The 17,715-nt window shown below is 34.0% G+C and carries 16 protein-coding genes; 12 read left to right on the top strand and 4 right to left on the bottom strand.

Features of this window, described 5'->3' with window-relative positions:
* Positions 1 to 17: 17 nt before the first annotated feature.
* From secA to ACFQ39_RS12820, 4 genes are all read right to left on the bottom strand, one after another.
* Complete coding sequence (secA, locus tag ACFQ39_RS12835; RefSeq protein ID WP_377179545.1) at positions 18 to 3,359, bottom strand: preprotein translocase subunit SecA; 3,342 nt, start codon at positions 3,357 to 3,359, stop codon at positions 18 to 20.
* An 85-nt stretch (positions 3,360 to 3,444) separates the two neighbouring features.
* Positions 3,445 to 3,666 carry a DUF2795 domain-containing protein gene (locus tag ACFQ39_RS12830; protein ID WP_377179543.1) on the bottom strand — a complete coding sequence of 74 codons (222 nt, stop codon included), beginning with the start codon at positions 3,664 to 3,666 and terminating at the stop codon, positions 3,445 to 3,447.
* Between the two features lie 105 nt (positions 3,667 to 3,771).
* On the bottom strand, positions 3,772 to 4,338 hold the full coding sequence (locus ACFQ39_RS12825; RefSeq protein ID WP_377179541.1) for a cob(I)yrinic acid a,c-diamide adenosyltransferase: 567 nt from the start codon (positions 4,336 to 4,338) through the stop codon (positions 3,772 to 3,774).
* Positions 4,339 to 4,404: 66 nt separating this feature from the next.
* Complete coding sequence (locus ACFQ39_RS12820; protein ID WP_377179539.1) at positions 4,405 to 5,190, bottom strand: O-methyltransferase; 786 nt, start codon at positions 5,188 to 5,190, stop codon at positions 4,405 to 4,407.
* An 89-nt stretch (positions 5,191 to 5,279) separates the two neighbouring features.
* Between ACFQ39_RS12820 and ACFQ39_RS12815 the strand changes: the two genes are divergently transcribed.
* The 12 genes from ACFQ39_RS12815 to ACFQ39_RS12760 all read left to right on the top strand — a co-directional run bounded on the left by ACFQ39_RS12815 (position 5,280) and on the right by ACFQ39_RS12760 (position 17,650).
* Positions 5,280 to 6,065 carry a polysaccharide biosynthesis/export family protein gene (locus ACFQ39_RS12815; protein ID WP_377179537.1) on the top strand — a complete coding sequence of 262 codons (786 nt, stop codon included), beginning with the start codon at positions 5,280 to 5,282 and terminating at the stop codon, positions 6,063 to 6,065.
* A 3-nt stretch (positions 6,066 to 6,068) separates the two neighbouring features.
* Entirely contained in the window at positions 6,069 to 8,534 is a 2,466-nt protein-coding gene (locus ACFQ39_RS12810; protein ID WP_377179535.1) for a GumC family protein, read from the top strand.
* On the top strand, positions 8,531 to 9,154 hold the full coding sequence (locus ACFQ39_RS12805; RefSeq protein WP_377179533.1) for a sugar transferase: 624 nt from the start codon (positions 8,531 to 8,533) through the stop codon (positions 9,152 to 9,154). Before ACFQ39_RS12810 ends, ACFQ39_RS12805 begins: the two co-directional genes overlap by 4 nt.
* A gap of 19 nt (positions 9,155 to 9,173) precedes the next feature.
* Positions 9,174 to 10,475 (top strand): Vi polysaccharide biosynthesis UDP-N-acetylglucosamine C-6 dehydrogenase TviB, encoded by a 1,302-nt coding sequence (gene tviB, locus ACFQ39_RS12800; protein WP_377179531.1) that lies wholly within the window; start codon positions 9,174 to 9,176, stop codon positions 10,473 to 10,475.
* Positions 10,476 to 10,492: 17 nt separating this feature from the next.
* Entirely contained in the window at positions 10,493 to 11,563 is a 1,071-nt protein-coding gene (locus ACFQ39_RS12795) for an NAD-dependent epimerase (protein WP_377179529.1), read from the top strand.
* 27 nt (positions 11,564 to 11,590) lie between these two features.
* On the top strand, positions 11,591 to 12,043 hold the full coding sequence (locus ACFQ39_RS12790) for a hypothetical protein (RefSeq protein ID WP_377179527.1): 453 nt from the start codon (positions 11,591 to 11,593) through the stop codon (positions 12,041 to 12,043).
* Between the two features lie 19 nt (positions 12,044 to 12,062).
* Positions 12,063 to 12,212 (top strand): hypothetical protein, encoded by a 150-nt coding sequence (locus ACFQ39_RS12785; RefSeq protein WP_377180023.1) that lies wholly within the window; start codon positions 12,063 to 12,065, stop codon positions 12,210 to 12,212.
* Positions 12,213 to 12,360: 148 nt separating this feature from the next.
* Positions 12,361 to 13,455, top strand: coding sequence for a redox-regulated ATPase YchF (ychF, locus tag ACFQ39_RS12780; RefSeq protein ID WP_377179525.1), 1,095 nt, complete (start codon positions 12,361 to 12,363; stop codon positions 13,453 to 13,455).
* A gap of 20 nt (positions 13,456 to 13,475) precedes the next feature.
* Entirely contained in the window at positions 13,476 to 14,606 is a 1,131-nt protein-coding gene (gene tgt / locus ACFQ39_RS12775) for a tRNA guanosine(34) transglycosylase Tgt (RefSeq protein WP_377179523.1), read from the top strand.
* Positions 14,607 to 14,643: 37 nt separating this feature from the next.
* Positions 14,644 to 15,732, top strand: a complete 1,089-nt coding sequence (locus ACFQ39_RS12770; RefSeq protein WP_377179521.1) for an LptF/LptG family permease — start codon at positions 14,644 to 14,646, stop codon at positions 15,730 to 15,732.
* On the top strand, positions 15,719 to 16,606 hold the full coding sequence (locus tag ACFQ39_RS12765) for a DMT family transporter (protein WP_377179519.1): 888 nt from the start codon (positions 15,719 to 15,721) through the stop codon (positions 16,604 to 16,606). Before ACFQ39_RS12770 ends, ACFQ39_RS12765 begins: the two co-directional genes overlap by 14 nt.
* A 90-nt stretch (positions 16,607 to 16,696) precedes the next feature.
* Complete coding sequence (locus tag ACFQ39_RS12760; protein ID WP_377179517.1) at positions 16,697 to 17,650, top strand: acetyl-CoA carboxylase carboxyltransferase subunit alpha; 954 nt, start codon at positions 16,697 to 16,699, stop codon at positions 17,648 to 17,650.
* The last annotated feature ends 65 nt before the right edge of the window (positions 17,651 to 17,715 follow it).

Raw genomic sequence — 17,715 nt, 5'->3', positions numbered from 1 at the left:
GATTCTTCTTTTTCTATTTAGGCTTCATCGATGATTACCCAAGTACCATTACTGATGAGTGGTATCGCTTGTTTGAATTTTAACGATTTAGACTCTCCTGTTTTAATATTCTTTATGGTTACTTTTTCATTTCTGCCAACTTTCCTTTCAGTTCTAACTATCGTTTCTGTTACTTGTTGAGGCTGAGTTTGATTTGTGCTGGTTTCTCTTGTAGGACTCTCAAAATCGGCTTTAGATAATTGAACCTTTTCACGTTTTTGTTCTTTGGCCTGAGAAACTTGCTGTGGACTTTGACTTGGAAGTTCTCCTTTAAACAAGAAGGAAAGAACTTCTTTATTAACGCTGTCTAACATTTTTTTGAACAATTCAAAAGCCTCAAATTTATAGATCAAAAGAGGATCTTTCTGTTCATAGGTCGCATTTTGCACAGATTGCTTCAAGTCGTCCATTTGGCGCAAATGATTTTTCCAAGAATCATCAATAATGGCTAAAGTGACATTCTTTTCAAAATCTGTCATCAATTGTTTACCATTAGACTCATATGCCTCTTTTAGATTTGTAACTATTTGGAGCGTTTTAATGCCATCAGTAAAAGGCACCATGATTCTTTCATAGCGATCTCCCTGTTTTTCATATACATCTTTGATTACAGGAAAAGCAGCCAGGGCATTTTGCTCAATTCTTTTCTGATAATGCTTGTAGACGATATCGAACAACTCATCAGTAAGTGATTGCTCATCTTTGGATTCAAATTCCTCTTTGGTAAAAGGAGAAGTAGTTGACGAAAATCTGATTAATTCAAACTCAAAATTTGAGTAATTGTTCGTTGCCTTATTTTCTGAAACTATCAAAGCACATGTATCATAAATCATATTTACAATATCCACTTGTAACCTTTCACCGTAGAGTGCATGTTTTCTTCGTTTATAAACAACTTCTCTTTGGGCGTTCATGATGTCGTCGTATTCTAACAAACGTTTACGGATACCAAAGTTATTTTCTTCTACTTTCTTCTGCGCTCTTTCAATAGATTTTGAGATCATCGAATGCTGAATCACTTCGCCTTCTTTTAATCCCATTTTATCCATCATTTTAGCAATCCTTTCAGATCCAAACAGACGCATTAAATTATCTTCTAAAGAAACATAAAATTGTGATGTACCAGGATCTCCTTGTCTTCCTGCTCTACCGCGTAACTGACGGTCAACACGGCGAGAATCGTGCCTTTCTGTACCGATAATGGCAAGTCCGCCAGCATCTTTAACTTCTTTTGTCAATTTGATATCAGTACCCCTACCTGCCATGTTAGTGGCAATTGTCACAACGCCTGGCTCTCCAGCATGTGCAACAATATCTGCTTCCTTTTTATGAAGCTTAGCGTTTAGAACATTGTGTTCAATTTTCCTGATACTGAGCATTCTAGATAATAACTCCGAAATCTCTACAGACGTGGTACCCACCAGAACAGGTCTTTTCTGCTCTACCAGACTAGCGATTTCTTCAATTACAGCGTTGTATTTTTCTCTTTTAGTTTTGTAGATCAAATCCTCTTTATCATCTCTTAATAAAGGAACATTGGTTGGGATTTCTACGACATCTAATTTGTAAATTTCCCAAAATTCACCAGCTTCGGTTACAGCCGTACCCGTCATACCCGAAAGTTTTCGATACATTCTAAAATAATTTTGTAAAGTAATCGTAGCATAGGTTTGCGTAGCAGCTTCAATTTTTACATTTTCTTTGGCTTCAATGGCCTGGTGTAAACCGTCGCTGTACCTTCTGCCTTCCATGATACGGCCGGTTTGCTCATCTACAATTTTTATTTGCCCATCAATAATCACGTATTCAACATCTTTTTCGAAAACGGTATAGGCCTTTAACAATTGACTTAAGGTATGAATTCTTTCACTCTTTATGCTGAAATCTCTGTAAAGTTCTTCTTTTGATTTTGCTTTTTCTTCGGCACTTGCATCAGTTCCATCAATTTTTGCGATTTCCATTCCAATATCGGGTAGAACAAAGAAATTATCTTTTGCACTTTGACCACCTAAATAGGCGATTCCTTTTTCCGTTAGGTCAACGGAGTTATTTTTTTCTTCAATGACAAAATACAGTTCCGCATCCACTTTCGGCATTTCACGGTTGTTATCTTGCATATAAAAATTCTCAGTTTTTTGAAGAAGTTGTTTGATTCCTTCCTGACTCAAAAATTTAATAAGAGCTTTATTCTTAGGTAAACCTCTATAAACACGATAAAGCAATAAGCCACCTTCCTTAGTATCTCCTTCTGCAATCAACTTTTTTGCTTCGGCCAAAACCCCTGTGAGCAATTTATTCTGAATGCGAACGATTTCATCAACTTTTGGTCTTAATTCATTAAATTCATGTCTATCTCCATGCGGTGTGGCACCAGAAATAATTAATGGTGTTCTCGCATCATCGATTAAAACAGAATCTACCTCATCAATAATGGCGTAATTATGTGGTCTTTGTACCAAATCTTTTGGAGTATGGGACATATTGTCTCTCAAATAATCGAAACCAAATTCATTATTCGTACCATAAGTTATATCGGCGTTATAGGCATTTCTTCGGGCATCAGAATTTGGTTGATGAACATCAATACAATCTATGGTTAAGCCGTGAAATTCAAAAACAGGACCCATCCAGGCAGCATCTCTTTTTGCCAAATAATCATTTACGGTAACTACGTGAACACCCTTTCCGGTCAAAGCATTGAGGTAAATTGGTAAGGTAGCCACAAGGGTTTTACCCTCTCCAGTCATCATTTCAGCAATTTTACCTTGATGAAGTACGGCACCACCTATTAGCTGTACATCATAGTGAACCATATCCCAAACAATAGGTTTTCCAGCCGCATCCCAGGAATTACTCCAAATCGCTTTTTCTCCTTCAAGTGTCACATAATCCTTTTTTCCCGAAATTTCACGATCAAATGGAGTTGCCAGGACAGATAGTTCAGTTTGATTTGTAAAACGCTTTGCTGTTTCTTTAATCACTGCAAAAGCCTCAGCTTGAATATCTTTAAGTACACCTTCTGTTATCTCATAAATTTGATTTTCGAGATCATCTATTTCTTTATAGATTTCTTCTTTTCTATCAATATGTGCTGTTTCTACTTCACTTTTTAAGGTTACAATTTGTGCTTCTAGATCTTTAACTGCTTCTTTGATTTTTTGTTTAAAACCAGCTGTTTTATCTCTTAGCTCATCTAAACTTAGATTGCTCATTTCGGTATCAAAAGATCTAACCTCCTGTACAAGAGGGTTTAATTGCTTTAAATCCTTTTTTTTCTTATCGCCAACAAAGGCTTTTAGTATAGAATTTACTAAACTCATAATTAATGTTGTATGTTAATTTTTTTGAGGTTCGGACCGTCAAAATTAAGCAAAAAAAAAGCCTCAATTGAGACTTTTTGCTTTTTTAATATTCATCCTCATTCCAAAGGTAATCTTCATCAGAGGGATAGTCTTCCCAAATTTCTTGAATTGTTTCGTATTGTTCACCCTCATCTTCCATCGCTTGCAAATTTTCAACCACTTCTAGGGGTGCGCCTGTTCGAATTGAGTAATCAATTAATTCATCTTTGGTAGCAGGCCAAGGGGCATCACTTAGGTAAGATGCAAGTTCTAAAGTCCAGTACATAGTTTATAATTTTTTGCAAAAATAATTTTATTGCGCAAATAGTCAAGGATTTCGATGTTTTTTTTTAAAACAATTTCAATGTGTTAAAGAACTTGGTTTAATTTACTATCGAGAGATCCATTTAACCTCTTCTGCTTTCTGGTCAAATGTCAATTTTCGTGCCAGTACAAATAAGTAATCAGATAATCGGTTAATGTAGGTAATAATGATAGGTAAAACAGGTTCTTCATCAGCTAATTTAACAATCATTCTTTCAGCTCTTCGGCAAACAGTTCTGGCAATATGACAAAATGACACGGTAGTATTTCCACCGGGCAAAATAAAGTGAGTCATGCCAGGTAAGAATTCGTTCATACGGTCTATAGAATCCTCAAGTGATAGGACGTCTTTCTCTGACAACTTTTCAATTTGTAGACGATCCTTTCCACTTTTGAGTTTTTCTTTTGAAGGAGGAGTTGCAAGCATGGCCCCAATAGTGAAGAGTAAATTTTGGATTTGGTTTAACTCATCCTTAAGATTTGATGGAATCTTTTGAACTGAAATTAGGCCAACATGACAATTGAGTTCATCAATAGTCCCATAAGCCTCCAAACGAGGGTTGTACTTTTTTACTCGTTCTCCTCCAAAAAGTGAAGTATCACCCGTATCGCCAGTTTTTGTATATATTTTCATTGTTTGTTTAATCTAATTCATAAAAAAGTTAGACAAAAATAATCAATTTAAATAGATTGATCTTATTTAAACCCTTAAAATAAAATGTTGTTTGGGTTGTTCTTTTCTAAAAAAAACGATTCCCCACTGATAAGTATCGATTGTCACAGTAACTTCCGGGTGATTTTTTATCGTCTTCCAGGCGTCATTCATTTCTTTTGACCAATGGATATCGTCAAATATAAAAACGCTTTGATCTGTTTTATGTGTCAAACAAAGATCAAAATATTCTAGGGTAGGTTTTTTTTTATGATTTCCGTCAAAATAGATAAAGTCAAATATTTTATTTTCAAGTGCTGAGTGAAGGGTCTCTTTAAAATCGCCCTCTTTAATCGAAATATTATCAAGTTCATATTTCTTAAAAATATCCCTAGCAATCTTTGCTGTGTTTGGGCAGCCTTCCAAAGTAATGATATCTGCCTTTTTATCTCCCAATGCCATTGCCGAGGTAGCGAGGCCGAGGGAAGTACCAAATTCTAAAATATTTTGAGGTTGCAGAAACTGAATCAATTGAATCAATTGTTTCGCACATTTTTTAGAAAGACCAGCAGTACTGGCGATTTGATTAACTTGTCTTTTATCCTGATTAAGTTTTTTTGACCCCGCGCCAAAATCTTGAATATGGATGTAAGTTTCATTTTTCAACAAGTCAGAGCGAAAATCGAGATGTTTCTTAAATAAAATTTTATTTTTGTTTTTATTGGGTTTTAAGCCGGAATCATACAAACGATAAACAAATGGAGAGTGTATTCCATGTGCATTATTGGACTGAACTAAAAACTTAATGAAATAATATGCCTGCTGTATAATCATTTCAACCATTTTAAAACCGCGAAAATAAGGGAAAAATAATTGTAACAAACGAGATTTAAAATTATATTTGCCCATTACAAAATATGAAAATGAGAAAGGTTTTACTCCTGTTTATCGCTATTATTTTTTTTTCCTCTTGTGTTCCAAAAAAAGAATTGGTTTATTTTCAAGGAGAGCCAACAACTAAAGATTCTATATATAAATTACAAAATGAGCCATATCGCCTTCAGGTACATGATATGTTGTATATTGACATAAAATCATCAGATCCACAATTGGTGGCCCTATTTAAGAATACAGAATCTCAGAGCGTACAGACCCAAATAACTCCTGAAATCCTTTATTTTAAATCATACAGTGTTGACAGGAATGGTAATATTAGAATCCCATATATTGGTGAGTTAAACGTCTTGGGGTATACTGAAAAAGAAGTTTTGGATAAAATACAAAAGGAGTTCGAGAATTTTTTCAAAAATTCAGATGATATTTTCATAACAGTAAAACTAGCAGGCCTAAGGTTTACAGTTTTAGGAGAAGTTGTTAATCCAGGAACTGTTGTTGCATTTCAAAATCAGGTGAATATCATCGAAGCCCTAGCTCAGGCTGGTGATATACCCATTACGGGAAATAGGAAAAATGTTACCGTTTTTAGGAAGAATCTAAATGGAACCAATCGACTGGTTGTAGATTTAACCAGAATTGATTCGTTCGATGCACAAAACTTCTTTATTCAGCCCAATGATATAGTTTATGTTGAACCTTTGAAGCAAAAATCATGGGGTACAGGAGCTACCGGAGCACAAACTTTAACCACAATAATTTCTTTACTTTCATTAGTAACCACGACCATACTGTTAATCCAAAACATCAATTAATTAATGAAATCTTCAAATAATTTTGACATAAATGATTTGAATACTTTTGATGTTAAAGAGTATTTCTTCAAAATAATTGACCATTGGAAACTGTTTCTAGTGACAATTTTTTTAGGGCTTTTAATTGCAAATATCATAAACAGAAGATCTCAACGAATTTATAAATTGGATAGCGTTATTACAGTGAAAGATGAGCAAAATCCACTTTTTACCAGTAGTACTAATATCGCCTTTAACTGGGGAGGGCCAAGTGATAAAGTAGAGACTATTATGACTATACTTAATTCTCGCACTCACAACGAGAAGGTGGTAAACAAATTGCAATTTTATATTGAATATTACAAACAAGGGAAATATAGAAAAGAGGATATTTATGGTTCAGCGCCCTTTAGAATTAATTTAGATACTACCTATTTCCAATTGCAAAATACCTTTTTAAAATTAGATTTTAAAGAGAATAATGCTGTCCAGATTACTGTCGAATTTGAAGAGGATGAATACAATCTAATCAAATATTTCAAAAATCAGAATAAAAAGTATTTTCCTGTAGAGGAGCAATTTATTCAATCTTACCCCATTGGATCTACAATTGAATCGCCCTTTTATAGATTTGGTATTGAGAAGGAAAACGATTTTTCTGAATTGGCAGGTCAGACCTACTTTATAAGATTCAGTAACTTTAATGGATTGGTTAATGCCTATACAAAAATTGACGTTTCATCATTAAAAAAGGGTACTTCTCTAATACAGTTGGCACTAACAGGACCGAATAAGAAAAAAATCGAAACTTATTTAAATACAACTGTTGATGTTTTAAATCTTGATCAGCAAAGACAGAAAATTCAGTATGCGATTCGAACAAAAAAATATATCGATACTCTTTTTGGAGTTGAATCAGATAATTTACGTGATATAGAATCAGAATTAGGATCTTTTAAACAATCAAATAATATTTACGACTTATCTGCTGAGGGTACTAGTCTGTTGGGCGAGGTTACAATGCTTGACAATGAGACTCAGCGTGTCAAAAATAGGATTGACTATTACACAAGTCTAGAGAGCTATATAAGGAGTAGAAATCAAATAGATGAGAGTATTCCAGCTCCGGCTTTGGTAAATATCGAAGATCCCAATATTACACAAAGTGTGAATACTTTGATAACATTATCTAAAGCGAAAGAGAATTTAGAATTAACTGTAACACCTTCTTATCCTCCCTTAAAGAAAATAAATGAAGAAATAGATGTTGAGCGCAAAGTGCTGTTAGAACATCTATCTTCCATGAAAATTGCTACGCAGAATAGTTTGGATAATTTAAACAGACAAATGGCAAGCACTTCTGGTAAGTTAAAAAGTTTGTCACCTAAAGAACAGACTTTATTAAATTATCAAAGAAAATATAATCTTTCAGAGGCAAACTATAATTACCTTAAGCAAAAGAGTTATGAGGCAGGAACTGCAATCGCAGCCAACGTATCCGATATAAAAGTCTTGGACCGTGCCAAAGATGTTGGTCAGATGCCTATTCAACCGAAAACCAGTTTTAATTATCTCATTGGGTTAATGCTTGGAACAATTTTACCCTTGTTGTTTATAGTGTCCAAAGAGGTTTTGGATAATAAAATAACAACCGTTGAGGAAATTGAGAGAATGTATAAGATTCCTGTGCTTGGAGTATTAGGAAGAAATAATTATGAGAGTAGACTGGTGGTTTACAATAAACCAAATTCTACGATTTCTGAATCATTTCGTGCGCTAAGGTCAAATATCCAGTTTTTATTAAAAAAGGAGAATAAATGTAAAACAATTGTTGTTACGTCCTCAGTTAGTAAGGAAGGAAAAACCATGTGTGCCATAAACATGGCTTCTGTTTTTGCTATGAGTGGAAAAAAGACAGTTTTAATAGGGTTTGATCTGCGAAAACCTCAAATGCATAAAGAGTTTAATCATTCAAATGATTGGGGGATTGTGAATTACTTGATAGGAGAACGTACGATGGAGGAAATTATTTCTCCCTCTAAAATTGAGAATTTGGATTTTATAACTTCCGGACCCATTCCGCCTAATCCATCGGAATTAATTTTAAGTCAATCTGCTGATGCCTTATTTGAAGCACTTAAGGCAAATTACGACTATGTAATTATTGATACGCCTCCGGTGGGATTGGTTGCTGATGCCTTGGAATTGTTTAAATACTCTGATGCTATTATCTACATGATTAGGTATAACTACACTCAGAAAGGAATGCCAAAAATGATTGATGACAAATATAGAAATGGTGAAGTAACGAATATCTCATTTGTGTTAAATGATTTCAAAGTAAAGTCGAAATATGGTTACGGTTACGGTTACGGCTATGGTTACGGCTATGGTTACGGTTACGGTAAATATGGAAATGGTTATCACAGTAATGAAATTCCGAGTTTATTAAAGAGAATAGAAAGAAAAATTAAATCTTTTAGAGGTTGATTTTGCATGATTTATGTAATCAAACGATAACCAGAAAACAACGTTTAATTAAACGAGTATTTGATCTTTTTTTAGCGATTCCCATTCTGTTTATTTTGATCATACCGATGATTATATTTATATTATTTTCTACAATTTCAACAGGTTCTTTTGGATTGTTTCGTCAAGAAAGAATTGGTCGCTATGGGAAGACCTTTAAGATTTTAAAGATAAGGTCAATGAGATCAAACGATGTAAATTATAGTCCCATTTCGGTATTTAACCGGGAATATATAACCCCTTTTGGCCGTTTTTTAAGAAAATTTAATATTGATGAATGGCCTCAGGTAATCAATGTAGTATTGGGAGACATGAGTATGGTTGGTCCAAGACCGGATGTGTCTGGATATGCAGATTTGCTCGAAGGTGAAAATCGAAGGGTTTTATGTGTAAAACCTGGGATTACTGGCCCTGCTACCATAGATTTTAGAAACGAAGAGCAATTATTAATAAAACAAGATAATCCTAAAGAATACAATGATCAAGTCATTTGGCCGAAAAAGGTTGAATTAAACAAACGATATATTGAAAATTGGTCTATAAGAATGGATATTAAATATTTATTTAAAACCTTAAAATAACAAACCAAAAGAAAACTCCATGGATAATATAAAAGTTGCAGTGATAGGTCTAGGCTATGTTGGTCTGCCCTTAGCTGTTGAGTTCGGAAAGCATTTTGAAGTAGTCGGTTTTGATATCAACCAAAATCGAATAAATGAACTCCGTTCAAATAAAGATATTACATTAGAAACTTCGACAGAACAATTGGCAGAAGTAAATGTTGAATCTTTAAAATCACTTAAAAAACAGAAAAAAGGTCTTTGGATTACTTCTGATATTGAGGAATTAAAAGATTCAAATTTCTATATCGTAACGGTTCCAACGCCAGTAGATAAAAACAATCGTCCTGATCTAATGCCTTTATACAAAGCCAGTGAAACTGTCGGAAAAGTATTAAGTAATGGTGATATTGTTGTCTATGAGTCTACTGTTTATCCAGGTGCAACAGAAGAAGAGTGTTTACCGATTCTTGAAAAACTCTCAGGTTTGACGTATAATACAGATTTCTATTTGGGTTATTCACCAGAAAGAATTAATCCGGGAGATAAAGAACATACAGTCACCAAAATTTTAAAGGTTACTTCAGGATCAACTCCTGAGATAGCAGATAAAATTGATGACGTGTATAGAAGGATTATAGTGGCAGGAACTTATAAAGCGACATCGATTAAAGTAGCGGAAGCGGCAAAAGTGATTGAAAATTCTCAAAGAGATATCAATATCGCATTTGTCAATGAATTGTCGAAAATCTTTCGTTTAATGGGTATTGATACCCATGAAGTATTGGAAGCTGCAGGAACTAAATGGAATTTTCTTCCATTTAAACCGGGTTTAGTAGGTGGACATTGTATAGGAGTAGACCCCTATTATTTAGCTCACAAGGCCATGGAGTTAGGATATAATCCTGAAATCATTTTGGCAGGTCGTAGGTTGAACGATAGCATGGGGCCATTTGTAGCCCAAGAAACCATCAAATTAATGATAAAAAAGGGTTTGCCGGTTCATCATGCAAAAGTGTTGGTTTTAGGTATCACTTTTAAAGAAGATTGTCCAGACATTAGAAATTCCAGAGCAATAGATATTATTAGAGAACTTCAATCATATTCAGTAGATGTTGATGTTTTTGATCCTTGGGCTTTAAAGGATGAAGTGAAACATGAATACAATCTCCACCTGATCAATAATGAAAATGATATTGTTGAAAAATATGATGCCGTGATATTAGCGGTATCTCATAAAGAGTTTAAAACACTAAATTTGAATAATTTTTTGAAAGAGAAACACGTTAAATTTGATGTAAAAGCTCTTTTAGATAAAAATACAATAGATAGTAGGTTATAAGGTTATCGTTTTAGTAAATGGGAAAAATAAAAAGTAAAAAAGTATTAGTAACGGGAGCTGCAGGATTTATCGGACATCATTTGTCTAAATTATTGGTCAAGAATGGTTTATCAGTCATCGGTTTGGACAACATTAATGATTATTATGATATTGAATTGAAATACGCCCGATTGGCAGATATGCAGATAAATAGAACTGATGTTGAATATAACAAAATCGTTTCGGGGCTGATAGATTTCATCAAACTGGACTTAACAGATAGAGAGAATATTTTAGAATTATTTAAAAATTCAGAAATAAACTATGTCGTGAATTTGGCGGCGCAAGCTGGTGTTAGATATTCCTTGATCAATCCACACTCTTATGTAGATAGCAATATTACTGGTTTTTTGAATATACTTGAAGCTTGTAGAGCTTATCCGGTAGAGCATGTTGTATATGCTTCTTCAAGTTCTGTATACGGTTTAAATAAAGCTGTACCTTTTAAAACGAGTCAGCATACAGACCACCCTTTAGCTATGTATGCAGCGAGTAAAAAAGCCAATGAGATGATGGCTCATTCGTATTCCTATCTTTACGGCATACCGACAACAGGATTGCGTTTTTTTACGGTTTACGGACCATGGGGAAGACCAGATATGGCATTGCATATTTTTACAAAAGCTATGGTTGAAGATAGGGAGTTTGAAGTGTTTAATCACGGAAAAATGAGTCGTGATTTTACTTATGTAGATGATATTGTTGAAAGTATTTTGAGATTAATACCTCTTCCGCCAAAAGAAAATAATCCCAATTTCGATCCAAAAAATCCAGATCCTTCAATAAGTTCTGCACCCTATCAATTATTTAATATTGGTAATAATAGTCCTGTAGCTTTGATGGATTATGTAAATGCCATTGAAAAAGCTTTGAACAAAAAAGGGAAAATTGTGTTTAAGGAAATGCAACCAGGAGACGTTCAATCAACATATGCTGATGTTGAAAGTCTTTATAATTATATAAATTTTAAACCATCAACAAGTATAGAAAAAGGGATTAAGAATTTTGTAGATAAATATTTAGAGTTAAATAAAAATAAATTTTTATAAATTGATGCTTTTGAGGGGGTAATAAAGTTGTTTCAACAGAATTTAATTGCTTTCAGCCGTTATTTCAGTTTAAATAAGAAACTCAAATTTTATTCTTCTGATCAAATACAAAATAAATTAAATTTTTATACTTTCTTAAGACGAAAAATTTCGGATTTACTTCACGTCGAAAAACCGAATAAAGGAGATGTTTATAATATTCCTACAGGTAGAGTGCATGCCATAGGAGCAGGTGTTTTGTTGGCTGAAATTCAACAAACTTCTGATGTAACCTACCGGATTTTTGACTATAATCGGGTTGATGCGAAAACAGGAAAAACACGTGAATTACATACAGAAAATGCCCTTGATGCTATAGATTTTTCTGTTTCAGAGAATTATAAAACATTGTACGACTTAGAAAACAAGGAAGTAGCCAAGTTGGTGGAGACACTATATTTTAAAACAAACATTAGAAAAATAGGTATCTTTAAATTATGATACATTCGATTCGTTTGTTATCCTTATTTGTGTAGAAGGTGACTTTCAGATTCAATATAAATCAGGTATAGAAAATCTAAAAAAGGGTGAAACTATGCTTTTACCAGCCGCTTTGGGAGACATTTCTTTTGATTCTCGAGATGCAACGGTTTTGGAAGTGTATCTATAGATTAATCTATCGTATTCTCTTTTGTTTCTCACTTCACGAGTTAATGGTAAACAAATTAAATAGGTATTAATTGCCTTTTTGTATAATTTAATTGAGTTGGTAAAATAACTGAACTAATCACTTATATTTGCAACTCAAAAAAAGACATATGAAAGCCGGAATTGTTGGGTTACCAAATGTAGGGAAATCGACTTTATTTAATTGTTTGTCGAATGCAAAAGCACAATCGGCAAATTTTCCATTTTGTACAATTGAACCAAATATTGGTGTTGTCAATGTGCCTGATGCTCGTTTGGAAAAATTAGCTGAAATGGTTAATCCCGAAAGAGTTGTGCCTGCTACAGTAGAGATTGTTGATATCGCAGGATTGGTAAAAGGAGCGAGTAAAGGTGAAGGTTTGGGCAATAAATTTCTGGCAAACATCAGAGAAACAGATGCCATCATTCATGTGTTGCGCTGTTTTGATAATGACAATATTGTTCATGTAGATGGGAGTGTAAATCCTGTAAGAGATAAAGAAACAATTGACTTTGAATTGCAGTTAAAGGATCTTGAAACTGTAGAAAAGAAGCTGGAAAAGGTTAAAAGAGCTGCAAAAACCGGTGATAAATCAGCACAAAAGGAATTGCAGGTTTTAGAGAAAATACAAAAAAATTTAGAAGCCGCTGTTTCTGTAAGAGCCATAGATTTTACAGAGGATGAAAGGGAAGAAATTGTAAAGCATTTACAATTGATTACAGATAAACCGGTACTTTATGTATGCAACGTTGATGAGGCTTCAGCAAAATCAGGAAATGCCTATGTTGAAGTAGTGAAGGAAGCAATTAAAAACGAAGATGCAGAAGTTTTAGTTTTGGCAGTAGGAACCGAAGCCGATATCAATGAACTTGAAGATTATGAAGAAAGAAAAATGTTTTTGGAAGATTTAGGCCTTGACGAGCCGGGAGTTTCGAAACTAATTCGATCAGCTTATAAATTATTAAAATTACAGACCTACTTTACCGCCGGTGTAAAGGAAGTTAGAGCTTGGACAATTCATATTGGCGATACTGCCCCACAAGCTGCTGGTGTTATCCATACCGATTTTGAAAAGGGATTTATTCGCGCCGAAGTAATAAAATACAATGATTTTGTCAATTTAGGAAGTGAAGCGAAAGTAAAAGAGGCCGGTAAAATGGCAGTTGAAGGGAAGGATTATGTTGTGCAAGACGGGGATATGATGAATTTCCGCTTTAATGTCTAATTTTTCGGAAAAACGCACCTATGTTTTTTGAACTAAAAGGAAAGGATAACAATAGTAAAGCTAGGGCCGGTGTAGTTGAAACGGACCACGGCTTGATAGAAACGCCTATTTTTATGCCTGTCGGAACTGCAGCTTCAGTAAAGGGGGTTCATCAAACCGAATTGACAAATGAGATCAATGCAGATATTATTTTAGGAAATACGTATCATTTATACCTACGTCCAAAAACCGATATACTTAGTCAGGCGGGAGGTCTCCACAAATTTATGAATTGGCATCGTCCTATCTTAACAGATTCTGGGGGCTATCAAGTTTACTCTTTGTCCAATACAAACAAGATCAACGAAAATGGTGTAAAATTTAAATCTCATATAGATGGATCTACTCATTTTTTTTCTCCTGAATCTTCCATGGAAATTCAGAGAAAGATAGGAGCTGATATCATCATGGCTTTTGATGAATGCACACCTTATCCTTGCGAATATAATTACGCAAAACGTTCGATGCACATGACACACCGTTGGCTTGAACGTTGTAAGACTTTTCTCAATGAAAACCCTGAACATTATAATTATAAACAGACATTTTTTCCCATTGTTCAAGGGAGTACTTACAAAGATTTGCGCAAACAATCTGCAGAATATATCGCGAATGCCGGAGCAGAAGGTAATGCTATAGGAGGTTTATCTGTTGGAGAACCTGCCGAAGAAATGTATGCCATGACAGAAGTGGTTTGCGATATATTACCTTGGGATAAACCAAGGTATTTAATGGGTGTGGGTACGCCAATCAATATTTTAGAAAATATCGCTTTAGGAATTGATATGTTCGATTGCGTGATGCCTACTCGAAATGCAAGAAATGGGATGCTTTTTACCGCGCACGGAACCATCAATATAAAAAATAAGAAATGGGAAGATGATTTTTCCCCTATCGATGAAATGAATCATACTTTTGTAGATACTTTCTATACCAAAGCTTATTTAAAACATTTGTTTTCTGCGAACGAATATTTGGGAAAACAGATTGCAACCATTCACAACCTCGGTTTTTACATGTGGCTAGTGAGGGAAGCTAGAAAACATATTCTGACCGGAGATTTTACCGATTGGAAAAATAGTATGGTTAAACAAATGGATAAAAGATTATAAGTTGTTTATTTGTAAAAACTAAAAAGGGAAAGAATCTTTGAAAATTCTAGATCGATACATATTAAAAAAATATTTTGTCACCTTTTTTTTTACATTGCTCATTCTTATTCCTATAGCAATTGCAATTGATGTTTCAGAAAAGGTAGATAAATTTTTAAAACATCCTGATCTTTCTACGCATGAGATCATTAATGATTATTACGTCAATTTTATCATCAATTACGGAAATACTTTCATGCCTTTGGCGCTCTTTATTTCTGTCATCCTATTTACTTCTAAGCTATCCGGGAATTCTGAAGTCATTGCAATACACAGCTCAGGGATTTCGTTCAAAAGATTTTTAAGGCCTTATTTAATTGGGGCCTCAATAATAGCCGTTGTTTCCTTATTTGCTAATCATTTCATCGTACCAAAATCTAACAAAACTTTTGAGGAGTTTCAAGAAACCTATCTGCGGAATACGAAAAAGTATAACAAGACTTATGTACGGAAAATAAATCTACAATTAAGTCAAAACGATTTCGTGTATTTTGGTAGCTTTAATCTTAAAAGTAATAATGGTTATAATTTTTCATATGAAAGATTTAATGGTAATGAATTGAGTTATAAGATTATCGGTCAGAGTATTAAGTGGATTGAAAAAGATAGTACTTATAAAATAAGTAACTACAAAAAAAGACATATTTCTCAAGGAGAAGATAAGATTGAATCGGGAATCGTTTTTGATACCGTCTTTAATTTTACGCCCAGTGAGTTGCTCTATGTTGATTATCTGGCAAAAGAATTACCTTCTGATGAATTGGCAACGCATATCAAAGAATCTGAAGACAGAGGGGTGAAAAATTTAAATAATTACAAGGTTGAGCTATACAAAAGAACAAGTTTACCCATATCATCATTTATATTAACAATCATTGCCGTTTCTCTATCATCTAAAAAACGAAGGGGAGGAATAGGTATTAATTTAGCTTCAGGAATTACTTTAATGTTTATATATATCTTTTTTTTAAAAGTATCTGAAGTGCTTGGTGCAACTGCCGAGGCAAATCCTTTTTGGATGGTTTGGATGCCCAATATTATTTTTGGAATTCTAGCGATTGTATTATTTCGATATGCTAACAGATAAACTCAAAAATCAGCTTCATTTACATTTTATTGTATTTATTTGGGGTTTTACTGCAATTCTCGGGGCATTAATTTCTATCTCAGCTATACCATTGGTTTTTATGAGAGTGTTAATGGCTAGTGCTACTTTGGCTGCATTCTTTTATATCAAGAAATTATCCTTCAAAATAGATAGAGTTGGCTTACTTAAATTAGTTCTTGGCGGAGTTTTAATCGCGCTACATTGGGTAACATTTTTTCATGCGATTAAAGTTTCCAATATATCTACAACCTTGGTGACTATGGCAACTAGTGCCATTTTTGTAGCACTATTCGATCCCTTATTTAACAATCGGAAAATATTGGGTTATGAAGTGATTTTAGCAACTTTTGCAATGATTGGTTTTGTGATTATTTTTCAAATCAGTGATGAATATAGAAAGGGAGTTTTTTATGCATTGCTATCCGCTATTCTACTGGCATTTTTTTCCATATTAAATGGTAAGAATATTAAGAAATACCGTGCAGTTCATATAGCCTTTTATGAACTTTTTTTTGCTTCAGTTTTTTTACTGATCGTTCTACTCGTTCAAGGTGAGCTTCTGAATTCTATTCTTCAAATTTCTTTACACGACATTTTTTATTTATTGGTTTTGGCAACTATTTGTACCGCTTATCCATTTGTTGTCGTAACAAATTTATTGCACAAAATGAGTCCTTTTACGATCATTCTTACCAATAATTTGGAACCTGTTTACGGAATATTTTTAGCGATTCTCATCTTTGGTTCTAAGGAAAAAATGGACATATCATTTTACATTGGTGCCTTATTTATTTTTAGTGCAGTGATTGTCAACGGCTTGATGAAGTTGAAAGCGAAGTACAATAGCTCATAGATTTTGATTTATTGTTTATATATTTGTAGACTTTTCTCCCCCAAAAGTGTAATATTTGATCAAAACACGATCGTCAATATGTTATAGATTATGGAATATTTGGATTTTGAATTACCTATTAAAGAGCTTCAAGAGCAACTTACTAAATGTCAAGCCATTGGAGAAGAGAGCGATGTAGATGTTACAGACACCTGCAAAAAGATAGAAAAAAAATTAGCTGAATCTAAGAAGGAAATATACGGTAAATTGACTCCTTGGCAACGGGTACAATTATCACGACATCCTTCAAGACCTTATACACTAGATTTTATCAATAACCTTACACAAGGCACTTTCTTTGAATTGCACGGCGATAGAAACGTTAAAGACGACAAAGCCATGGTTGGAGGATTGGGTAAAATCGGTGATCAATCTTTTATGTTTATTGGTCAGCAAAAGGGTATTAATACGAAAATGCGACAATATCGGAATTTTGGCATGTCTAATCCTGAAGGATACAGAAAAGCATTGAGGTTAATGAAAATGGCTGAAAAGTTTAATATTCCTGTAGTGAGTTTTGTGGATACTCCTGGTGCGTACCCCGGACTGGAAGCTGAAGAAAGAGGACAGGGTGAGGCCATCGCGAGAAATATTTTTGAAATGACACGTTTAAAAGTGCCAATTATCGTTGTGATTATTGGCGAGGGTGCTTCAGGAGGTGCTTTGGGAATTGGTGTAGGTGACAAGGTCTTTATGTTAGAAAATACCTGGTATTCTGTGATATCGCCAGAATCTTGTTCTTCAATACTTTGGAGGAGCTGGGACTATAAAGAAATAGCAGCTGAAGCTTTAAAACTGACCGCACCAGATATGAATAAGTTAAAATTGATCGATGGAATCATTAAGGAGCCGTTAGGTGGAGCTCATTCTGATAGACAATTTACCTATAAAGCAGTTGAAAAGGAAATTCTTAAATCTTTTTCCGAATTAAAAAAATTATCTTCTAAAAAGCTGGTTGAGGCTAGGATGGATAAATACTTGAAAATGGGTGTTTTTAAAGGTTAGAATATAATGACTCGCTTCGGCGAGTTTTTTTTTGGAATACTTTTTCTATTGTCTGCTATTCTTTA

This window comes from Namhaeicola litoreus, from assembly GCF_042679565.1.
In the GTDB taxonomy this organism is placed as follows: Bacteria; Bacteroidota; Bacteroidia; order Flavobacteriales; family Flavobacteriaceae; genus Namhaeicola; species Namhaeicola litoreus.
This window is presented reverse-complemented; position numbering and strand designations above follow the sequence as displayed.